This window comes from Paenibacillus sp. ACRRY, from assembly GCF_022346995.1.
Classification (GTDB): domain Bacteria; phylum Bacillota; class Bacilli; order Paenibacillales; family Paenibacillaceae; genus Paenibacillus.
Genome location: NZ_JAKRNM010000011.1, coordinates 54,624 through 75,953, shown reverse-complemented (window position 1 = coordinate 75,953; position 21,330 = coordinate 54,624). Strand labels below are relative to the sequence as shown.

Sequence of the window (21,330 nt, the reverse complement as noted above, 5' to 3'; positions counted from 1 at the left end):
ATATGGTTGTTTTAGGTTCTTATATATTCTAATTTGTATTATCTTTAAATTAAGATTTATGATCGTTTGAATTTAGTTGTTGTTTTGGCTTGCTTGTTCCTGTTTCAATTTGTCCGGAGTAACGTCATCGCCGTTCGGATCATAGATGGTGACATTCAGCAGAATATCGTTGATCGAACCGCGAAAGATTTGCAGGTATTCCTGGCGCAGACGAATTTGTTCCGCTTTCTCCATCTCTGTCAGTTCTGCCTCTTTAGCTTTTCTGGAAAGTTCATTTATTCTGGTCAATGTTGGAATCATCATCTTGATCTCTCTCCTTGTAATTGGATTTAGATATTATTCTTCGGTGTGTTTTCCTTTGAATTAAATATCTTAAATTAAAGATAAATCATTTTTGAGGTATTGTCAACACTTTTATTAAAATGAAATAACAAAAGAAAAAAGGGCTCATCCGGAGTTTCCACTCCGATGTGAGCCCTTCTTCAATTCCGTTATGTTAAACCAGCTTTTGTCCACAGTTGGGACAGAAGTTGGCTCCTTCATTTTTAGCACCACAGTTCGGACAGAAGTTCGGCTTCTTGCCACCCTCAGAAGAAGATCCTTCCTTGGATGAGGATGGTTGGTCCGTGTTTTGGCCTGAGCTGTTGTTGTTATTATTTTGATTCTGGTTCATGTTCTTCATCATTTCGTTAGCCATATTCATGCCCATCATCATGCCCGCCATATCCGATGCGGCACCGCCGCCTTTTACCTTGCCGGAGGCGATGCCATCTGTCATGCTAACCTGCTGGTATTTCTGCAGATTACCGATCATCTCATGCGAAGCGGTCTTCGTGATCATATCCTGAATCTCCTGCGGGTAATTGAAACTCATCACCTGGAATCCGGTAATGCCGATTCCGATGTCCATCATTTGCATATCTAGGTCTTCTTGTATGCCCTTTGCAATCTCCGACGCGTTCGCCTGCAGGTTGAACATATCCTTGCCCTCACGGCTGATCCACTTCATAAGCAGCTGATCCAGTACAGAAGTCATGCGGATTTTGACATCCTCGACCAGATAGCTCTGCTTGATGCCGGCAATTTTATCAATGAGCGTGACGTAGTCACTCACCTTGAAGTTGAACGTACCATTGGCCCGAATCGGCATTCCGCCCGGAAGCTGCGGTGTCGGAATTAGTACAGGGCTTTGCGTTCCCCACCGAACGGTAAATTCCTTTGTATTCACAAACAGCACTTCGACCCGCATGCCGCTGTTAAACCCGAATTTAAACCCTTTTAATGTAGACAGAAACGGAATGATCTCCGAATCGATATTAAATGAGCCCTCATCTTCAAAGATTCCCTCAACCTTGCCGTTGTTCAAAAAGATGGCATCCTGACCCGAACGGATAATCAGCTTACTGCCCTTCTTGATCTCCCGGTTGCTCCACTTCCAGAAAATCATGTCATCTCTGAATTCTTCCCATTCCACTACATTCGAAAATTGATTTTTGAAAAATCCCATACTCGTTCCCATCCCTTCTATTTGGTCCTGCTCCAAATGCTCAGATACTAAAACGAACCTCTACTTCCACTATGCGAGTGGCCGCCACGGGTGGTACCTCCACCACCGCCGCCTCCGCCTCCGTTGTTATTGTTTCTTTCTATTTTTTGTTTGGTGACCGTTGTGCGGATATACCGATCCTGACGATCAATTACACTGGAGGAACTGGAATCCTCATATGTTGCTCGATTGACGGTGACCCGTCCGCCTGACCGATAGGCCATGATTCCGACTACAATGCCTCCGATGGCAACAGCAACAGCTAGTTGGAACCAACCGTTAAACAAAATATTATTTGGATTTACACCCGGTCTGTATCCCATGTACTCGTAAGAGAGCCTTATATATTTCTCGAAAGCAAGCTTATAATCGCCGTTAGACAAATCTGGAGTGATCCTGCTGCGGATAGCATCGAGCCGTCCACTGTCCAGATAATCTTCTGCTTTATAAAATCCGGCCAGGTACACTTCTCTGAAATTCATATCCATCGTCAATATGACAGCATTTCCGTGAACTTTATCGAACCCCAGCCCCTGCTCATCGTAAAAGTCCTCGGTCAGCAGCTCGACATCTTGACTGTCCGTATTATTTGTTGTCAGGATAATAAAATCCGTCTGCCTCTCGGCTCCATACTCATTCGCCAGTGCGTTCAATTCACTCTTCTCCTGCTCACTCAGCAGATTGGCCTCATCATAGATGAGATTTTTACCCTCGGCTGCCGAGGCAGTCTGAACAGTCAAAAAGGAGAATGTCAAACCAAACACCATCATGACCAGGGTGGTCACCATTGCAAGCTGTTTGACCTGTTTCACAGGAACCCACCTCCCATCATCCAGGAGATCAGTTTCAAGGACAACAAGGACACGGCGGAAACGCCAGCGAACCAACCAGCCACTTTGGCTTTGCTGATAGGCGGTTTGCCAACCACTTTCCCTGTTTGACCATTCATGGCAAAGGTATACTGGGCACGATTGAAATCGTAATAGACCATCCATACGGGAAGCAGCACATAGTCTGCATTTTTAAGCGTCGTATCAATTTGTTTGTCCGTGTAGCTTACACTGTTATAACCGGATACGGTTGAAGCGATATATGAATCAATATAAGATCGGGTCTTCTCCTTGGCCCGCGGATATAACTCTTCATCGGTATAGCTGTATTTCTCTGCAATGTATCCCGCAAGATACGGGGTCTTGAACTCTTTCAACTGGTTATAGGGAAATGGCTCCAGCTTATCCATCAGCTCATCCTTCATTTTCTCCGAAGCGTCAATGGGCAGATTCACATAGTTGAGCCGGATTTTCCGGTAAATATCAAAATGCTGTGTCTCCGTATAATGGTAGTCGCCTTGTGTGTAGGTTCTCACCTTGGTTCCGCGGCCGTGAACTTCGATTTTGTTATGTAACTCATATAACCAGAACGGCACATACATCCCCGTAATATTCTGAATCCGGTCTGCGCTCATGAATCCGCTCGGGGTCAGCAGGCCGTTCCGGCACCACTTTTTGAATGCCTGCTTCGCCTGCTCCTTGCTGATGGAAAACGGAATAACCATGACGGGTGCCAGATCACCCGTCAGCCGATCGCTCAGCACAACTGCCGCTCCGCAGAAGCTGCACGTGGTTGCACTCGTCTCCGGTTCCGTGACGATATCCGCGCCGCAGCTGTTACAGTGATATTGCTTCACTTCATTTTCCGTGAACACCTGTTTCTTCAGCGGATCCGGGATTTGCTCAATGTTGTCCTGTCGCCCACAGCTCGGGCAGGATAATGAACCAGTCGCGCTGTCAAAAACCATACCACTGCCACAGTTGGGACACTTGTATTCAATAACTGGCATCTGCTCACCTCAATATTAACGAAATATGATCGTATCCATCCTAATTATTCTTCAGCTTCTCCTGAATTGCTGCGAGTTCTTCCTCCGCGCTGGGAGCTTTATTGTCACTATTACCCGCTTCCGCGTTCATTTCTCTCTCCAGCTGCGCAATAAGTTCATCCAGATCATCTTCCTGCTTCCCTGCCCGGAGCTCGGCAAGTGCTTCTGCTTCATTTAAGGCCTGATTGGCCTTCTCTTCCATCGCCTGAAAAGCCGCGTTTGCTTTTCCTGCTGAAGCATTCAGTTCATTGGCCTGCTGCTGAGATTTTGCCTCTGCCATTCTGCCTTTCAGCTCGGTATGTCTGGCTTCCAGTTGTCCCAGGTCTGCTACCAATTTCTCATTCATATGCTTCATCATTTTGGCTTTTGCGGAAGCACGCTCATACGCTGCCTGTAATTCATTCCATTTCTCCGTCTGCTCCACTTTCTTCTCCAGAAAACTCCGAGCCTTATCTTCATCGCCTGATTCTGCCGACTTCTCTGCATACCGCTGCAATTTCTTCATCTCGGCGCTGCATTCATCCAAAGCTCGCTTCGCCCTGCTCTCCTCCGACAGAACGGCCGCCGTCTCCGCTTTCACCTGTCCCAGATCACTGCTCAAACTCCGCATATATTCATTCACGGTCTTCTCCGGATCTTCCGCCCGAGCCAGCAAGCTGTTCACATTGGCCTTCATCACGTCCCTAAACCTCGATAAGATTCCCATTCCTGTGTTCCTCCTCCGAAAAGTTTACATATACCCTATAATACATGAATTCCAAGAACGAGGTTTCATTTCCCTGGATTGGATGGCATTTCCCAAATGAAAAACCACCAGCTCCTGCTGATGGTTCCTCTTACGCTGCACTATCCATTTTTAACAGTAGAGATATCCAGATCAGGCGGGAAGACTCTCCACCGCGGTAAAGAATACATCCAGCAGTTCTACGCCAAAGTTTACCTCAACATATGCCGTAATATGCTTCAGATCCTCTTCGTGCTGATATTCCAGACATGGACGACCTTCGCTCCAGAGCACTCTGCACGTAAACTCATTAACCACGCATTGAATGATATGATCCTGCTCTACCGCTTCACGAAATGCTGACATCGCATGACGCTCCTTTCTTCCCTTGCCATCGTTGATGCTTATGTATTCATTTTGAAAAAATGGATTCCGAACTTCCGTGATAATTATCACAAGGTCGCAGTGCAGCAAACAGCATGGCTTATCCCTCATCTGCCATCCTGCACCTAAAGCTTCAAGAGCAAAGATGCCAATCCCTCGTAAGTTGGCTATAATAAGGGAACCATGAAATGAGATTTCTATAAAAGGCAGGAACATTATGCGTACACGAGTTCATATCATTGCTCCTTACGAATCCATGACTACCATTATACAAGAGTGCATTCCCCGGTTTCCCCAATTATCGATTCAATGCGATGTGGGAGACTTGGCAAAAGGGGCCGAACTGGCCTCACAAGCCGAACGAAACGGGGCCGAAATTATTATTAGCCGTGGGGGTACTGCACAGCTGATCAAGGAAGCCGTCACCATTCCCGTCATTGATGTGCAGCTCTCAGGATATGACATGATTCGTTCCTTGACTCTGGCCAGCCAGTTTAACGGCAAAACGGCCATCGTTGGCTTTTCGAACATTACATCAGGTGCACAATCCATTATTGATCTGATGGACCTGCCCCTCAAGGTATACACGATTCGCAGTTCCGAAGATGTCGCCAGGCTGCTGCTGGAGCTGAAAGCATCCGGATACCGTCAGATTGTCGGGGATGTTATCACCGTAGATACCGCCAGAACCTATGGGCTCGAAGGCTTACTGATCCAGTCTGGTAAGGAAGCCATTCTGCGCGCGCTTGAGGATGCCCAGCTGGTATTTCGCTATCTGAGCAAGAACCAAGCCATTTCAGTCATTTTGAATAACCTGGTCACACAGGAGCACCCAAATCTGCTTATTTTAGATGAACGGAACGATATTGTATTTGAAAACCTGACCGATTTCGAGCAGAATCCACTGACGGATAATTACATCCATTTGATTAACACCAATCTGGAATTCGAGCAATCCCAGGTTCAACATATGTTCATGGTCGACGATTATCAGCTGACGGTAACGGCCCATGAAACGACACTGAATAATAAGGGTTATAAAGTCTACACGCTTGAAAAAGGACAGCCCTACCAGTTTGCACAATTCGGCATAACTACCTACACGGATATAACCACCGAGCCCATTGTTGCCGAATCACCAGCCATGCAGGTGATGTTGAAGAACATTCAGGCTTTATATGAAAATCACGAACCCGTCTATCTGCTCGGACATGCGGATTCAGGCAAATCATTTCTCGTAAAACACATGCATCAGATGTACTCAAGCGGTGGACTGCTGCTGCAAATAGACCTGTCGCAGGTACCTGCCGGTCATTTGCATAAAATACCGCTCTCCAAGGTCCGCAACGTGGAGCTGAACCATATCGAACAGCGGCTCCATGATGAAGAAGTGACCTCATTCATTCAAACCTGTCTAAACAGGCAGATTGGTGTATTCATTCTGGGAGAAGAGCCCTTGAATCCGTATTGGACGCTTGATATCGAGCTGAGTACCATGATGATGCCGAGTCTTGCGGACAGACTGGAGGATCTGGCTCCACTGATCCAGCAGTTCCTTACCGACTATTATCATAAGTATGGAACCGCTGCGGTGAAGATCAAAGAGGATGCTCTACAGTTAATCCGGGAGCAGGTTCCACAGATGACAGTCAGCCAGCTGAAGCATCTTATCAAACAGGCTGCCCTGAATGAGCAGGATTATGTGATCTCGACAGATACGCTGTCCCGCCTGCTTCATCAGCAGTCTGCAACGAACACGATGAGGTTAAACGGCACGCTGAAAGAGATCGAGAAGGAAATTATTCAACACGTTCTGCAGGAGGAAAACAATAATCAATCCAAGGCTGCAGATCGCCTGGGGATTAACCGGGCCACACTTTGGCGCAAACTTAAAGAATAATCTTTAAGTTTGTGCTTTTTTTATCGCCCAATGTGTTGCATTATTAAACACTTTAATGATTACTTAAAATTTACAGCAAATTATTGTTGCTAAAATAAACAATCTGCGATAAGATAGTTCCTGCAAGCGCTTCATGAAAACGATTACTCACTCAAAGGAGCTACTACTATGAACATTAAAGCAACATTAGATCGTATTCCTGGCGGTATGATGGTTGTCCCGCTGTTGCTTGGTGCAACGATTAACACATTCTTCCCCAATGCCTTGCGGATTGGTGGATTTACTGAAGCCCTGTTCGTAAACAGTTCAAGCACGCTGATCGCTTTGTTCCTCCTGATTGCCGGGACACAAATCACGTTCAAGACAGCCGGTTCATCTGTCGGTAAAGGTGTTACACTGCTTGTGTTCAAGTGGGCTGTTGGTGCAATATTAGGCTTGATCGCCATTTTCTTCGCGGATTCCAATGGATTATTCCTTGGTCTGGCACCGCTTGCCATTATTGCTGCGATGACGAATTCCAACGGCGGACTGTACATTGCACTGGCCGGACAATACGGCAAAGAGGATGACAAGGCTGCTTATCCATTCCTCGCGCTCAGCGACGGACCTTTTCTTACCATGGTTGCACTCTCTATTTTCGGTGCGATGGGCTTCGCCAATGGCATGTTCTCCCCGATGGCTTTTGTAGCGGTACTGCTTCCACTGATCGTCGGTGTGATTATTGGTAACCTGGATCGCAACTTGGCTGAATGGCTGCATAAAGGCAGTGACAAGCTCGTTCCATTCTTCGCCTTTTCACTGGGTATGGGCATTAACTTCTCATCTATCATTCAAGGTGGACTAGGCGGCATCATGCTGGGTGTAATTACAGTATTGATCACTGGCGGCGTCGGCTATCTGCTCTTCAAAGCCATTGGCTGGAATCCCATTGTCGGAGCTTCGGAAGGTTCCACAGCCGGGAACGCTGTAGGTACACCTGCTGCCATCGTGGCTGCTAATGCTTCTTTTGCCCCAATTGCTGAAATTGCTACCGTACAAATTGCGGCAAGTGTCGTAACGACCGCTATTCTGCTGCCGATCTTCATCGGATTCCTCTCCAAAAGGCTGGAGAAATCAGGCGGGGTCGAGAAATACAACCAAAGACCGACCACATAAAGCAACAACCTGATACTGACCGGATATGAATTCATTTTTTTCTCAAGGAGGCGATAACAGCATGAAGTTAGCCATTATTGCAGATGATCTGACTGGTGCCAATGACAGCGGGGTTCAGCTTGCCCGTCATGGCTTGAAAACCAGTGTATTATTTAACATGGACGAGAATAATATTCGTCATTACGATGCTGTTGTTTTCGACACGGACAGCCGTTCCATTGCCTCGGATGAAGCTTACCAGCGCGTTCGTAATGCAGCCGAGTTCCTGACGAGAAATGGATTCGATACCATTTTCAAAAAAATGGATTCCACCATGCGTGGTAACATTGGCATTGAGATTGATGCGCTGTACGACGTGATTAAACCGGATTTCATGATGATTGCACCCGGTTATCCGAAGAATAATCGTACGATCCTGAGCGGGGTACATTACCTGAACGGAATTCCACTGGCTGACACCGAGATCGCGAACGATCCCAAAACACCTGTGACGGTTTCGTATCTTCCTGAACTGCTGAAGCTTCAGACGAAGTATGAAGTAGGTGAGATCAGCGTATCGGATCTGGAAGCAGGCAAGGAGCATATCCAGAAGAAGTTAACCCAGTTTAAAGAAAATGACATTCCATACGTACTTGTGGATTCAACGGAGGAGTTGCATCTGGAGCAAATCCTGCAAATGACCAGCGAGCTGGAATATTCCTTTGCATGGGCAGGCTCTGCAGGAATCGCCAACTATCTTCCCGGACATTTCAGTCTGGAGGGTAAATCAACGGAATTGACTATACCGGGAAATTCTGGACCTATTCTATCTGTCGTAGGCAGTGTAAACAAAAACTCACGTGCTCAGTTGAAGAAATTGCTGGGACAGACCAGCGTTTCTTCCGTTGCATTCCACTCCTTCAAAGCCGTATCCGCCGCAGCAGATCGGACAGAGGAAATGGAGCGTGTGTATAAAGAAGTAAAAGCCAAGTCTCTTGCAGGCCATGACGTTGTCTTGTATTCCACGGCAGAGCAGGTTGACATTGAACTGGCACGTGCCACGGGTGAAGCCCGCGGTCTGGATCATACCGAGGTCAGCAACGAAATCGTGCGGGCTATGGGCGAGATTTGTGCCAGATTGCTTGAAGAGGGCAATTTCAAGGGTGTATCCATGACCGGTGGGGACACCGCCAAGCAAATTTGCATGAAGTGGAATATTAGCGGCTTCGAGCTGCTGGACGAACTTGAGATTGGTGTTCCAATATCCAAGTTTATCGGAATAGAAGGCTTACATGTCATTACCAAAGCAGGAGGCTTCGGCACACCAGAAGTCTTCATCCATGCGATTGAAAAATTAAAAGGAGGGATTCCAGTATGAAACCCACAGTTGGAATTACAATGGGCGATGCAGCAGGTATCGGACCCGAGATTATTATGAAGGCACTAGGCCATCAGGAGGTCTACGACAACTGCAACCCACTCGTTATTGGTGATGCAAAAATATTGAAACGCGTTCTGCCTGTCATCGGATCAAGCTTGAACGTCAATGCCATTCAGGAGCCTTCAGAAGCCAAATATGAATTCGGCACCGTTGATGTTATTGATCTGGATCTCATCCCTGCCGATCTCGAATATGGAAAGGTGTCTCCTATAGCGGGAGATGCAGCCTTTCAATTCCTGGCCAAGTCCATTGAACTGGCCAAAAAACAGCAGATCAACTCCATCTGCACTGCTCCTCTGAACAAGGAAGCTCTGCATCAAGGTGGACATCTGTATCCAGGACATACTGAAATTCTGGCTGACCTGACCGATACAAAGGATTTCTCCATGATGCTGACGACACCCAACCTGCGGGTTATTCACCTGACAACACACATGGGCTTGATCGATGCGATCGCCAGCATCAACCCCGAAAGAACCTACACGGTAGTTAAGCTTGCACACGATACACTCAAAAAAGCAGGCTTCGAAAATCCACGTGTAGCTGTATGCGGCATTAATCCGCACGCCGGCGAGAACGGATTGTTCGGCAATGGTGAAGAAGAAGAAAAACTGCAGCCAGGTATCGAGCGTGCGCAGCAGGAAGGCATTAACGTGGTTGGTCCTCTCCCTGCGGATACACTGTTCTTCCGCGCAGGCCGCGGCGATTTCGATATCGTAGTGGCATGCTACCACGATCAGGGACATGCTCCTATCAAAGTTATGGGTATTGAGGAAGGCGTGAACATCACCGTTGGCTTAAAAGGCGGCATCATCCGCACTTCCGTTGACCACGGTACGGCCTTCGATATCGCTGGTAAAAACATTGCCGATGATAAAAGCATGCTGGCAGCCATTCGCTCTGCCATTGAGCTTGCTCCAAAAACGCAAATGTAACCGAACGTATTCAAACGTATTCCTCTATTGAAGCAAAATAAAGCAGCGATTCTCCCCAGCCAGGAAGAATCGCTGCTTTTTCTTTTGCACACCCTGCATTATTGCCTACCATTCGATCTCCGGTCATACCAATATCCAGGAATGCCACGCTCCAAACGCATCAATGCTTCGAGATAGAAATAATCACCCCAGATGACATAGTCATCCGGTGAATCCCCGCCTCTTACGGAGTATGAACCATGCTTGAGTAATCCCTCTTCGGTCTCGGATCCGTGAGTGGAATAATTCTGTACCAGAGACGCCATTGAATTCTGCACCGCATCCAGGAAGAACTGTCGTTCCGGATCAGTAGGGTCCAATCTCTCGGCGATCTCCAGAATTCCGCACGCAGCAATAGCGGATGCAGAGCTGTCACGCTTCGTTTCGGATGTCTGTGGTGCATCAAAATCCCAATAGGCTACATGATCCTCCGGTACATGGGCAATGAAGTAGCGGGCGAGACGCCTCGCTGTCTCGAACATCTCCGCACTTTGCAGATATCGGCTGCATAATGCAAAGCCATATATCCCCCATGCCTGACCGCGGGTCCATGTTGAGCCATCATTATAGCCCTGATGGGTCCCTCCACGAATGGCTTCGCCCGTAGCCTGATCAAAATAAAAGGTATGATAGCTGGAATCGTCTCCACGAACCAGAAAACGTCGGCTTTTCTCCGCATGGAGTTTGGCGACTCGCCGATATTCTTCGTTATGGGTCTGTTCATACGCCCATAACAATAATGGAAGATTAAGCAGGCAATCGATAATAATACGTCCTCCGTTGTTCACATCGCCCTTGCGCCCCCAAGCCTGGATCAGCCCTGACCCTTCTCGCCAGCGCTTCATCAGCATATCCGCAGCTTCCAGCGTGAGGTCACGTGCAGCAGGGTCACGTTCCACGATCCATTGGGCCTTGGAGGATAAGGAATAGAGGAAACCTATGTCATGATGGTCAAAAATGCTCTTCCGTTCCATCCGTGTCCGGAAGTTATCGACGGTGTTAACGGCTGCCTCGCGAAAAAGCGGGTCCTGCGTGTATTCCGAGCATAACCAAAGGATGCCTGACCAGAAGCCTGCTGTCCACTCCGTGTTATCATTCAGCACATAATGCTCATCCCCGTTACTTACATGGGGAAATCGTCCTCCAAATCGGTCAATGTTGCTTCTCGTGACTTGGAGTGCATCTTCAATGGCATTTTTCCACATGGAACAAGTCCTCCTCTATGAATCTATTTTTCTTCATCCTTCATGTTGGACAAGTCTGCTATTTTGCTTATATTGACCAGGCGTAATGCCCTCATACTTTTTGAAGACACGAATGAATGAATTGCTGTTGAGAAACCCTACACGCTCGGATACATCCTGAATAGTCCCCTCTTCTGCCTGCAGAATTTTCTTGGATTGTTCAATCCGATATTGGTTGATGTAATCGATCACGTTGATTCCGGTCTGCTCCTTAAAGTACTTCGAGACATAAGTTGGATGGAAGCGAAAGCGTTCCGACAAATGAGTCAAACCCAAATTAACGTCTGCATAGTTCTCTACAATGAATTCAATGAGCTGGTCTTTTAGCTCTTCGTTACGGGAGCGCTTGCGTTCATTCACCATCTGACAGACCGTCTCCAGGATTCGCAGCAGCTCGGCTTCAATCTCCTCAAACGTCTCGCATGCAAACAATTGCCGAATCAGATCATTACGATGCGTAATCTCCTTCTGGTCATCTGACTTGATCTGTTCCGTGGCTTTCAGAATGGTACCGATTAACTCAAACATCAGGCAGCGTGCCAGTTCAACAGACAAGGGCTCTCCCGTAAAATTGGTCATGAGAATTTCGTTCATCACTTCGGTTGAACGGGCATAATTGCCTGTCGCGATATAATTAATGAGCTGTCTCTCCAGATCGAGAGGATAATATAATTCCTCCTTCGGCCTACGAATGCGGTTTTGGTCAATGATTTGCCCGATTCCCAATATCAGCCGATATTCCAGTGCCTCTTCCGATTCCCGAAAGCTGTCTCCGATCGCTGCAATGCCGTGATGAACATCGCTTACCCCCACCGAAAAGTACACGCAAAACCGTGATCCGATAAAACGCTGTGCTTCCTCAATGGCGCTGATCAACTGGTGTCCGGAATTCTCCTCATCTGCCCGAATATTGATGAGCAATGCGATCCGTCCATCAATATCAGCTGAAAACACTTGGCCAATGGAACCTATCATTTCCTCCAGCACATTGGTCAGTATGAGCTGCACAAATTGTTCTTTCTCCTCCTGGTCCTGCTCGCGCCCTTTTATCCGGAACAACCCATCCACATTCTCAATATGAAGGAGCAATACGGCAAACGCTGGAGTCTCGAAGTGAATACCAAGCCGTTCCAACGTTGAGGCAAATTCTTCACCTGCCTGAACTCTGCCCTTCATCAGCTTGGCAAGCAAATTGCTCCGTACTACGTTTTGCTGGTCTTTGAGCCTGCTCGCGAATTGATCCTGCTCTTCCCAAGCACGGACCAGCACCGATTGCAGAATGCCATATTCATCGTCCGGCTGCTCCAGTTTCCATTTGACCTTATCGGAGATAATGTTCATGATCCGTCCCAGCGGACGATAGTTCCTCCTGGTGAACCACCAGGCCGCTACCCCGCCCAGCAGAAGTCCAGCTGCCACGCCTCCAATCGTAATATTGCGAATGACCGTTAGTTTCTTGGCATAGATCCGGGTAGGTATAATCGATACATAATTCCAATCCTGGACCTTGGAAGAGATCTGGGACATGGTGACCGATTCACCGTTCCAATCGATCGTTTCTGTTCTGACTCCTGAATCTTGCCCGGAATTCAGATCTCCATATACTTTGTAAGGGGTTTCAAAAACGCCTGTGGAAAACAACGTGTTCCCCTCATCGTCCAGGATGAATACCGTGCTCTCTTTTTCCAAACGCACATTATCAATTGCCTGTTGGAACCGATTCGGATCCAGGTTAACCACGAAGGTTGCAGGACTGTCGGCAGCACTCTGGATGGGGAACGGCTGCAGGTATACAAGTGTATCTTCAATGCGCCGATCTTCACTTCGAACCGCCATTTTTCTGAACCTGCTGGTGTCGGTATCGTGCATAAGTCCAGTCCATGCCTCCTCCGATACATCCGTGCCTTTGTAGAACATGTCATACAGATAGGTCTTTTGAATAAGAGAAGAAGAGGACAAGGCAACATCGGCATCCTTAATATAAATATATAATTCGCTGATTAGGCCGTTTCCGACGCGCGTAGACTTCAGATTTTTGATCAACTCAAGTCCCATTAACCGCCACCGGCCATCCTGTTCAGACGCGTGATTAATGAAGCTCGTTAACTGAGAGTCGGCCATGAGTTGATTGCTGATGCTGCCGATATCCCCAATCTGGTTATCGATCGTCTCCTGCACCTGGGAGAGCAGCACCATATTGGAGCGATTCACTTCTTCCTCAAGCAAGATGCGGGACTCGGCAAATACAGCTGCACCGATCACAATCGGGATGAGCAGAATGACCATGTAAGAAATGCTCCAGGACAACAGGATGCTTTTCTTCTTCATGAGTCTCCTCCTCACATGGTGGTTTGGCATGGCCTACGACTGATTTATTCCTTGATTGCTCCGATCATAACACCTTTGACAAAGTATTTCTGCAGAAAAGGATAGATAAACAAAATCGGAAGCGTGGCAACCATGACCGTTGCATATTTCACACTTTCCCCGATCGCCTCTTTGTCCACAGCTGACGCCCCTGTCGTCATGGAGTCCGTACTGTTCTGGATGAGGATTTCACGCAGCACTAGCTGAAGCGGAAACAGATTTCGATCCCGGATGTACAAGATGGCGCCGAACCAAGAATTCCAATGGCTAACTCCATAAAAGAGAATCATCACTGCGATCACCGGCATGGACAACGGCACTACGATACGCCAAAGGATTAACATCTCTCCCGCCCCGTCCATACGGGCCGATTCCAGCAGGCTTTCCGAGATTTCCTGAAATGAAGTCCGCATAATAATAAGATTATAGCTGCTGATCAGCCCAGGTATAATCAGAGCCCACAGGCTGTTCCCCATATGAAGTGTATTGTTGATCAACAGATAGGATGGAATGATACCGCCGTTAAAAAACATCGTAAACACGATCGCCAGCATGATCGGGTTGCGAAGCATGAAGTTTTTGCGAGACAGGGTATACGCTCCCAGAATGGTGAACAGCAGATTGAGAGCTGTACCCACCACGACGATGAATATGGTGTTTCGGTACCCGGACAGAATGTTCGGGTTGCTGAGAACCAGCTTGTAGCTCTCCAGTGTCAGCCCTTTCGGAAAGAGCAGCAGACCTCTGTGAGCCATTAGCTGACCGGAATCACTGAACGATGCGTTCAGCACATGCAGCAGCGGATACAAGGTGACAATGATCAGTCCCGTCATCAGGATGGCGTTGGCACCGCCAAACAGCCGCTCCCCGATTGATCGCTTTATTTTCATCGAAACTCCCCTCCCTCACCTCATTCCTGACTAGAATAGCTTGGTATTGGATATCGCCTTGGACAGGCGATTCGCACCAATGAGCAGTGTAAAGTTAATGACGGATTGGAACAGGCCTACTGCAGTCGTATAGCTGAATTCGGCACTTTCGCTAATCCCTTTACGGTACACAAATGTCGAGATGACATCAGCCGTGTCATAGACGTTCGGGTTGTAGAGCAGAATGATTTTTTCAAAACCGATCTCCATCAAGCCGCCAATACGGAGAATCAGCAGAATGAGAATCATCGGAATGATGCCGGGCAACGTAATATGCCAGACTTGGCGAAGGCGACTTGCCCCGTCCACATTCGCTGCATCATACAGCTCGGGATTGATTCCACTTAGCGCTGCCAGATAAATGATGCTGGAGAAGCCGAGCTCCTGCCAGATGGATGAAGCGGTATACATCGTACGGAAATTGGCCGGATCACTGAGAAGCGCACTGCTCTGGCCGCCAAAGTATTCAATAATGGTGTTAAACAGGCCATCCCGGGATGAGAAATCCACAATCATTCCGCAGATGACCACGATGGAAATAAAGTGCGGAATGTAAGAGACGGTCTGCACGGTGCGCTTGAATATTTCGTTGCGAAGCTCATTGAGCAGAAGGGCAAGAAGAATCGGTGCTGGGAATCCGAACAATAGTTGATAGAAGCTCAGCACCAGGGTGTTTTTCAAAATCCGCCAGAAATAGTAACTCTGAAAAAAGTCCCGGAAGTGCTGCAGTCCCACCCAATCACTGCCCCATATGCCTTTGCCCACCGAATAATCCTTGAATGCAATGATCGCTCCATACATCGGCAGATATTTAAAAATGAGAAAATACAAAACAACGGGAAGAGCCATCCAGTAGATCGCTTTATTCTTTTTGTAATTGAGCCATAACAAGGATAGCTTGTGCGACACCTTCTCCATCCCCTTCCTTATCAATTCGAAGGAGAGCATCCGTGAGGTAAAAAGGGGCTTCCCCACGGACAGCTTCTTCGTTATCTGGCGTTATAGCGGTCCAGCGCAGCCTGCTGAATTTCAATGGCCCGCTCGACGTTAAACTTGTTGATCTGATCGACGTACTTGTCAAAGTTCTCAATCGGCTCGACCCCGATGACAAACTTGACGAACATCTCATCCCGATACGTTCCAATATCGCTCATGATTTTGCTGTATTCCGTGGATTCTTCTGTTGTCAGACTGGTTGGAGGAAGGCCCACTTTCAGTGTATTCTCGCTGTATTTGGAGAAGAGTATGGCAGCATCCTTCTGCTGCTGGAGCTGATAATACTGCTCATTGTACCGGTCGTCATCTTCACCCACGAAGGGATAGTTGGCTATAAAATGTTTGGCCATCGCTTGGGCAACGGACAATCCATCCGGATTTTTCAAAATCTCATCGGTGTAGGTCGGGTAACCGTCCTTCATCGTATACGTGAGTCCCTCCACACCGAAATTTTTCAGCATATGTCCTTCTTCACTGAAGAAATAATCAAGCGCTTTGATTGTTTCCTCCGGATGTTTGTTGCTATTGGTGATCACGACACCGCTGCTGCTCCACTCCCAGGAACGTCCGGTAAACATCGGTTCATCGCCCTTATTCTGCACCGGATATTGTACGGCTGTCAGATTCGCGTTCGGGTCAGTTTCCTGAAGAGCAGGCAGGTAGCGGCCTACACCTCCACCGATGAAGGTGAAAAAGGCACCTGCCTGACTACTCAAAATTTTGGCGTCATATGTTTTTTGATCATTGGTGGCAAAATCCGGGTCAATCAGTCCTTCCTGGTACCAGCGATGGAACATCGTCAGGAATTCCTTGTATTCCGGCTCGATCGGACCATAAACCACTTTGCCATCCTTCAAGAATGTATTGTTGGTGATACCGTAAGCTTCCAAATAGGTTGGAGCGGCTGGTCCCATCGTAGTCATCTTAGGAGGTGCACCGAATAAGAGTGGTGCGGCGACGCCTTTTTTCTCCTTGAACGCTTTCAGAACAGTCTCCCACTCACTCAGCGTTTCCGGTTTCTCCAGCTTTAGTTCATCAAGCCAATCCTGACGGATGAATGTGCCGCCGAAGTTTTTGTATTCCCCCAGACGCAGATGCGGAATAGCATAGATATCGCCGTTGTCCGCTTTTAACTGTTTGGCGACTTCGGGATTCTCATCCAAAATCTTTTTCAAATTGGGAGCGTATTCATCAATGAGTTCGTTAAGCCGGATGATAATTCCATCATTGAACAGCTTGGCGTAATCTCCATTTACAAACATGGCATCAGGCAGCTGATTCGAGGCAATCATGACATTGAACTGTTCGGTCTCGGCACCCACCGCAGGATGCTGGAATTCGATTTTGGTGTTGGTCTTCTTCTCCCATTCCTTAATTGCTGTGATTTCATTCATGCTCTTGAGCGTAATGGAAGCATTCGTGTTCATCGACATCCAGATCGATATTGGCGTAGGGCCATCTCCCTCTGCCACACCTGCGTTTCCATTGTCTCCTGTGCAGCCTGCCAAAATAGTGAATCCCATCATCAGGCAGATTCCAATCACCAGCCGCTTTCTCCATGACCGTTTCATCGCTTCACGTCCCCCCATGTGTTCGTGTAAGATGTCTGACCCTTGATGTGGAGCCCTCTTCATAAAGGTACTGCCTGACCGCTATTATGGCTATCCTCCATTCTTGCCGAGATATCCAAAATTTGATATTCCCTTATCCGGCGCAGGATTTGCACATGCAGACAAAAGATCAAGATCATACTTCAGCATTGATGGCTAATCAAAATATGAAGGGTACATTTTTCTGTAAGAGACTCTTCAGTCGGATCAACGAACAAATCAATGCACACCAAAAAGCCTCCCATCTGCATCTCTGCAGAATAGGAGGCCATAGCAATATGCCTACATGCACGCTCCGTTCACCTTACAGGTAGAGGCGTGTCTTCGTTATAACCTTTTAAAATTCTTCATACTCGCTTGGGTCCTGATCCCACAACCGTCCATCCGGACGATTAAATGCCGAGATCACTTCCATCTCCTGCTCGCTCAGCTCAAAATCGAAGATATCGATGTTTTCCTTCTGGTGTTGAAGGGAGCCTGCTTTCGGGATTGGAATGGATTCCAACTGGGTGTGCCAGCGCAAAATGACCTGTGTTCCCGTTTTGCCATGAGCTTCCGCTATGCGGAGGATCTTCTCATCCTTCACCACATCCTGCACGGCATCATTACCACGGCCAATAGGACTCCAGGATTCATTGACAATACCATGCTCCGAATCCTTCTTCCGCTGCTCGGCTTGGTCAAAAAACGGATGCAGCTCGATTTGGTTCAGACTTGGGGCTACCCCAGTCTCTTTAATCAGACGCTCATTATGTTCAGGCAGAAAATTGCTAACTCCGATGGAGCGGATATATCCACGCTTCTTCGCCTCAATGAGTGCCTGCCAGGCTTCTACATACTTGTCCTGCTTCGGATTCGGCCAGTGAATCAGATATAGGTCATAGTAATCCAGATCTGCTCTGTATAAGGATTCCTCGATGGCTACGATCGCCTTGTTATAATCGTGATAACGCCCAGGCAGTTTGGAAGAGATCAGCAGGTCTTCTCTCGTAACGGAGCTCTGCTTGATAGCCTTTCCGACCGTCGCCTCGTTCTCATAGTTATAGGCCGTGTCAATCAATCGATAGCCTACATCCAGTGCAGACACGATGGATTTAACACCTTCTGCACCTTTTAAGCTATAGGTACCAAACCCGATTGCCGGTACTTTCAAGCCATCATTCAACGTATATTCCGGAATTTGATGATTCATCTGAAGACTCTCCTTTGCTAAAAAGGTATACGAAATGATACGGAACATTAGTTAGTCCCTCTCGTTTATTCTACCCCTCCATGCACGATTGAATCAATTCGTCCCAGACGGTGCAGGCCTTCGTTATACATATGAGCTGAACTCAGTATCCTTTGGTATTCATATTTTAGTAGCCGCGTGAGAATTGTGGGCTTTCCTTAAGCTGAACGATATCGTGACCCGTTGGGTTTTGGAAGGCACGAAGACCAAACGTCGGCGCCACGGCAAAGATATGGTCAAAGATATCGGCTTGCACCGACTCATACACTCCCCAGGTGATATCATTGCTGAATGCATAGATCTCAAGCGGCAGTCCATTGTCCCCCGGTGCTAGCTGTCTCACGATCAACGTCATATCCTGGTGAATCTTCGGATGATTTTTCAGATACTGATGGATGTATTCCCGGAATACCCCCACATTCGTGAGCTGCCTACCGTTTACTTTGCTCTCCGTATTAATCTGATGCTCCATATTGTACTCGTTAATTTCATTGATTCGCGTAGCGATATAATCGGTAAGATAGTGGATCTTCCGGAATTCCTCAATCATGTCTTCGGTACAAAAGGTGATGCTGCTTGTATCAATATAGACGCTTCGCTTAATCCTTCTGCCGCCCGATACCTGCATGCCTCTCCAGTTTCTGAACGAGTCCGATATCAGGGCATAACTTGGAATCATTGTGATCGTTTTATCAAAATTTCTTACCTTAACCGTATTGAGTGTAATGTCAATAACATCACCGTCAGCATTATACTTCGGCATTTCAATCCAGTCGCCAACACGCACCATGTCATTCGATGATAATTGGACGCCTGCCACGAGGCCCAAGATGGAGTCCTTGAAGACCAGCATCAGCACCGCCGATAACGCACCAAGCCCACTGAGAATAATCAACGGATTCTGACCGATAAGGCTTGAGATGACGATAATGCCCCCGATGATGAAAAGAATAATCTTGGCGACCTGGATATAACCTTTAATCGGCCTGATCTTGGATACTTCATAGGAACGATATATGTCATCAAACACATTGAGCAGCGCATTAAATACAGTGATCGTCACCACAATCATGTACGTCATTGCAGCCTTCTCAATTAGGGCCTGATAGGATGGAAAGACATAAGCAGAATAATAGATAATAATGGCCGGCACGAGATGCGACAGCTTGTGGAACAGCTTTTTCTCCACAATGATATGGCCCCATTTGTACCGATTATTATTGACGATATGATGAATCGTCTTCAGCACAATTTTTTTGGCAATATAATTTGCCAGGATGGAGACCACCGCTATAAAAATAACCATGATCATGTTTGAAAGAATGCCAATGGTTTGTTCACTCATGCCCGTTCCGTCTAGTTGATTTTTGATAAAATCCATTGTTTCCTCCTGACGCAGTCTAGTTTAGCTTTTCATTATAAATGACTCTCTCGTACGAAGCAAAATTCAAGATAAGAGACACTATGTAAAAGGTATGCTAGTTTGTTGGAGTTAAGAATAAAGAGTAACTATCGACATATACAGTGCATTTTCTAAATAATAAAATCCAATTATGGTAGACTATACTTACTTATATATTTTTACAGGAAGGTGATTGACTTGAGTAAATATATTGGTCTGTTTTTCTTATTGGGCCTAATTCTAAGTATAACGGCTGCGTGCTCTTCGAGTGAGAGTGAGTCTGCGATTACTCTTGATGATATTTTCACCGAGTTTCAAGCGGCTGGACTTGAGATCGAAGCTCCAACGGAATCTATTAGCGAGGAACATGGATTTACTAACGTAGGCTTTAAAGATGTGCGGCACATTTCGGTGCCAGCTCTGGGTGAAGGTGAGGGCGGGTATCTATTCTTGTTTGAGAATAATACGGATCTTGAGAAGCTGAAGGATTTTTACGAGGAACCCGGAAAATCAACGCTAATGCCTAATTCGCATGCCTATGCCCAAGATAATATCCTTTTGCAGATGAGTGACCAAATGAGTCAAACCGAGTTTGAGCGATATGTAGAGGTTATCAAGGGATTATGAGAAGAGTAGATGGCTCATCATTAACCATATATCAGCTTACGCTTCATAAAAAACCGAAAAGCCACCAACCAGAATCTCTGGCTGATGGCTTTCTTGTTGTTTCGCTCTAACTTTCATTTGTACCTCACAAGAACAGGCTTACACCAAACAGGTATTGTATCACTGCAATAGACCAGTTTATCCTGAGTTATTTCTGCAATAATTAGAGGCTCATATGTATTATCAATGATGATAACCTGGTCTGCGATAGCCAGAGCGGGTGTAAGGTTCTGCAATGACTGACCATATCGAAATCGAATATCCTCTTCAGCAATCCAATGTCCACCCTGCTCGACACGAGAAGCTACACGGTCTATATGCATTTGTACATCTTGGAGGCCGATATAATACACAACAATTTCATAGCGATTTTCTTTTGCAATTTGCATGTGCTTCAAAACAAACGATCCAGACAATGTCGTTTCAATAGCGAAGTTTGTACCACTTCTAATGAGAGATCGGATTCTTTTTACAGCTTCCCTGCCAGCAGACAGGTCAGCACTACGCGGATTCTCTGGCTTCAACTCTCTTGCAATTTGATCTGGATCAACCAGTTCACCAAGCCACTCTCTCATTTGCATGCTAAGTGTACTTTTCCCTGCTCCGTTGGTTCCAGCAAACACAGTCATAACTGGTTTGATTTCACTCATGATACTCGAATTCCTGACGTTTCCCAGCAGCATCAAATATAATTTCGAATTTATTACCCGCAGCATCCTCACGAACGCGTTTGTTGTTTTTTATATAATAAATTGAGGCACCTGATTCTTTAGCTTGTTTCCGTGCATGTTGATTGGCTTTTTTTAAGATTTCTTGGAGCTGTTCTCGAGTTTCAAACATCTGGGGTCCCCCAATCTAAATTTATGCTTATTATATCATAAACCGAAAAGCCACCAACCAGAT

Annotated in this window: 20 protein-coding genes; 5 read left to right on the top strand and 15 right to left on the bottom strand. The window is 46.8% G+C overall.

What is annotated here, in order from left to right; translation table 11 throughout:
- Window positions 1-72: 72 nt before the first annotated feature.
- The 6 genes from MH144_RS25850 to MH144_RS25825 form a co-directional block, all read right to left on the bottom strand.
- A complete protein-coding gene (locus MH144_RS25850; RefSeq protein ID WP_095293145.1) occupies window positions 73-300 on the bottom strand; it encodes a DUF896 domain-containing protein in 228 nt (75 codons plus the stop codon).
- A gap of 196 nt (window positions 301-496) precedes the next feature.
- Complete coding sequence (locus MH144_RS25845) at window positions 497-1,507, bottom strand: SPFH domain-containing protein (protein WP_239305151.1); 1,011 nt, start codon at window positions 1,505-1,507, stop codon at window positions 497-499.
- 47 nt (window positions 1,508-1,554) lie between these two features.
- Window positions 1,555-2,316 carry a TPM domain-containing protein gene (locus MH144_RS25840; RefSeq protein ID WP_239305202.1) on the bottom strand — a complete coding sequence of 254 codons (762 nt, stop codon included), beginning with the start codon at window positions 2,314-2,316 and terminating at the stop codon, window positions 1,555-1,557.
- 38 nt (window positions 2,317-2,354) lie between these two features.
- Window positions 2,355-3,386 (bottom strand): TFIIB-type zinc ribbon-containing protein, encoded by a 1,032-nt coding sequence (locus MH144_RS25835; RefSeq protein WP_127540562.1) that lies wholly within the window; start codon window positions 3,384-3,386, stop codon window positions 2,355-2,357.
- Window positions 3,387-3,426: 40 nt separating this feature from the next.
- A complete protein-coding gene (locus MH144_RS25830) occupies window positions 3,427-4,131 on the bottom strand; it encodes a PspA/IM30 family protein (protein WP_239305150.1) in 705 nt (234 codons plus the stop codon).
- 171 nt (window positions 4,132-4,302) lie between these two features.
- Complete coding sequence (locus MH144_RS25825; protein ID WP_239305149.1) at window positions 4,303-4,515, bottom strand: hypothetical protein; 213 nt, start codon at window positions 4,513-4,515, stop codon at window positions 4,303-4,305.
- A 235-nt stretch (window positions 4,516-4,750) separates the two neighbouring features.
- Between MH144_RS25825 and MH144_RS25820 the strand changes: the two genes are divergently transcribed.
- From MH144_RS25820 to pdxA, 4 genes are all read left to right on the top strand, one after another.
- A complete protein-coding gene (locus MH144_RS25820; protein ID WP_239305148.1) occupies window positions 4,751-6,433 on the top strand; it encodes a sigma-54-dependent Fis family transcriptional regulator in 1,683 nt (560 codons plus the stop codon).
- Window positions 6,434-6,601: 168 nt separating this feature from the next.
- Window positions 6,602-7,588 carry a 2-keto-3-deoxygluconate permease gene (locus MH144_RS25815; protein ID WP_239305147.1) on the top strand — a complete coding sequence of 329 codons (987 nt, stop codon included), beginning with the start codon at window positions 6,602-6,604 and terminating at the stop codon, window positions 7,586-7,588.
- Between the two features lie 61 nt (window positions 7,589-7,649).
- Complete coding sequence (locus tag MH144_RS25810; RefSeq protein WP_239305146.1) at window positions 7,650-8,945, top strand: four-carbon acid sugar kinase family protein; 1,296 nt, start codon at window positions 7,650-7,652, stop codon at window positions 8,943-8,945.
- Window positions 8,942-9,943: a 4-hydroxythreonine-4-phosphate dehydrogenase PdxA gene (gene pdxA, locus MH144_RS25805; protein WP_239305145.1), complete on the top strand. Its 1,002-nt coding sequence runs from the start codon at window positions 8,942-8,944 to the stop codon at window positions 9,941-9,943. Before MH144_RS25810 ends, pdxA begins: the two co-directional genes overlap by 4 nt.
- A gap of 98 nt (window positions 9,944-10,041) precedes the next feature.
- Here the strand turns inward: pdxA and MH144_RS25800 are convergent, their stop codons facing one another.
- The 7 genes from MH144_RS25800 to MH144_RS25770 form a co-directional block, all read right to left on the bottom strand.
- Complete coding sequence (locus MH144_RS25800; protein ID WP_239305144.1) at window positions 10,042-11,187, bottom strand: glycoside hydrolase family 88 protein; 1,146 nt, start codon at window positions 11,185-11,187, stop codon at window positions 10,042-10,044.
- 33 nt (window positions 11,188-11,220) lie between these two features.
- Window positions 11,221-13,554 (bottom strand): helix-turn-helix domain-containing protein, encoded by a 2,334-nt coding sequence (locus MH144_RS25795; protein WP_239305143.1) that lies wholly within the window; start codon window positions 13,552-13,554, stop codon window positions 11,221-11,223.
- 44 nt (window positions 13,555-13,598) lie between these two features.
- The gene (locus MH144_RS25790) at window positions 13,599-14,483 is read right to left on the bottom strand and encodes a carbohydrate ABC transporter permease (RefSeq protein ID WP_239305142.1); all 885 of its coding nucleotides are present in this window, start codon (window positions 14,481-14,483) and stop codon (window positions 13,599-13,601) included.
- A gap of 30 nt (window positions 14,484-14,513) precedes the next feature.
- Window positions 14,514-15,440, bottom strand: a complete 927-nt coding sequence (locus MH144_RS25785) for an ABC transporter permease (RefSeq protein WP_227779990.1) — start codon at window positions 15,438-15,440, stop codon at window positions 14,514-14,516.
- 71 nt (window positions 15,441-15,511) lie between these two features.
- The gene (locus MH144_RS25780) at window positions 15,512-17,089 is read right to left on the bottom strand and encodes an extracellular solute-binding protein (RefSeq protein WP_239305141.1); all 1,578 of its coding nucleotides are present in this window, start codon (window positions 17,087-17,089) and stop codon (window positions 15,512-15,514) included.
- Between the two features lie 376 nt (window positions 17,090-17,465).
- Window positions 17,466-18,320, bottom strand: coding sequence for an aldo/keto reductase (locus tag MH144_RS25775; RefSeq protein ID WP_239305140.1), 855 nt, complete (start codon window positions 18,318-18,320; stop codon window positions 17,466-17,468).
- A 166-nt stretch (window positions 18,321-18,486) separates the two neighbouring features.
- The gene (locus tag MH144_RS25770; protein WP_239305139.1) at window positions 18,487-19,740 is read right to left on the bottom strand and encodes a mechanosensitive ion channel family protein; all 1,254 of its coding nucleotides are present in this window, start codon (window positions 19,738-19,740) and stop codon (window positions 18,487-18,489) included.
- A gap of 219 nt (window positions 19,741-19,959) precedes the next feature.
- On the opposite strand from MH144_RS25770, the gene MH144_RS25765 reads away from it, so the two are divergent.
- Window positions 19,960-20,388, top strand: a complete 429-nt coding sequence (locus MH144_RS25765; RefSeq protein ID WP_239305138.1) for a stress protein — start codon at window positions 19,960-19,962, stop codon at window positions 20,386-20,388.
- A gap of 113 nt (window positions 20,389-20,501) precedes the next feature.
- Here the strand turns inward: MH144_RS25765 and MH144_RS25760 are convergent, their stop codons facing one another.
- On the bottom strand, window positions 20,502-21,077 hold the full coding sequence (locus tag MH144_RS25760) for an ATPase (protein WP_239305137.1): 576 nt from the start codon (window positions 21,075-21,077) through the stop codon (window positions 20,502-20,504).
- On the bottom strand, window positions 21,070-21,267 hold the full coding sequence (locus MH144_RS25755) for a hypothetical protein (RefSeq protein WP_110898846.1): 198 nt from the start codon (window positions 21,265-21,267) through the stop codon (window positions 21,070-21,072). Before MH144_RS25755 ends, MH144_RS25760 begins: the two co-directional genes overlap by 8 nt.
- Window positions 21,268-21,330 lie beyond the last annotated feature (63 nt).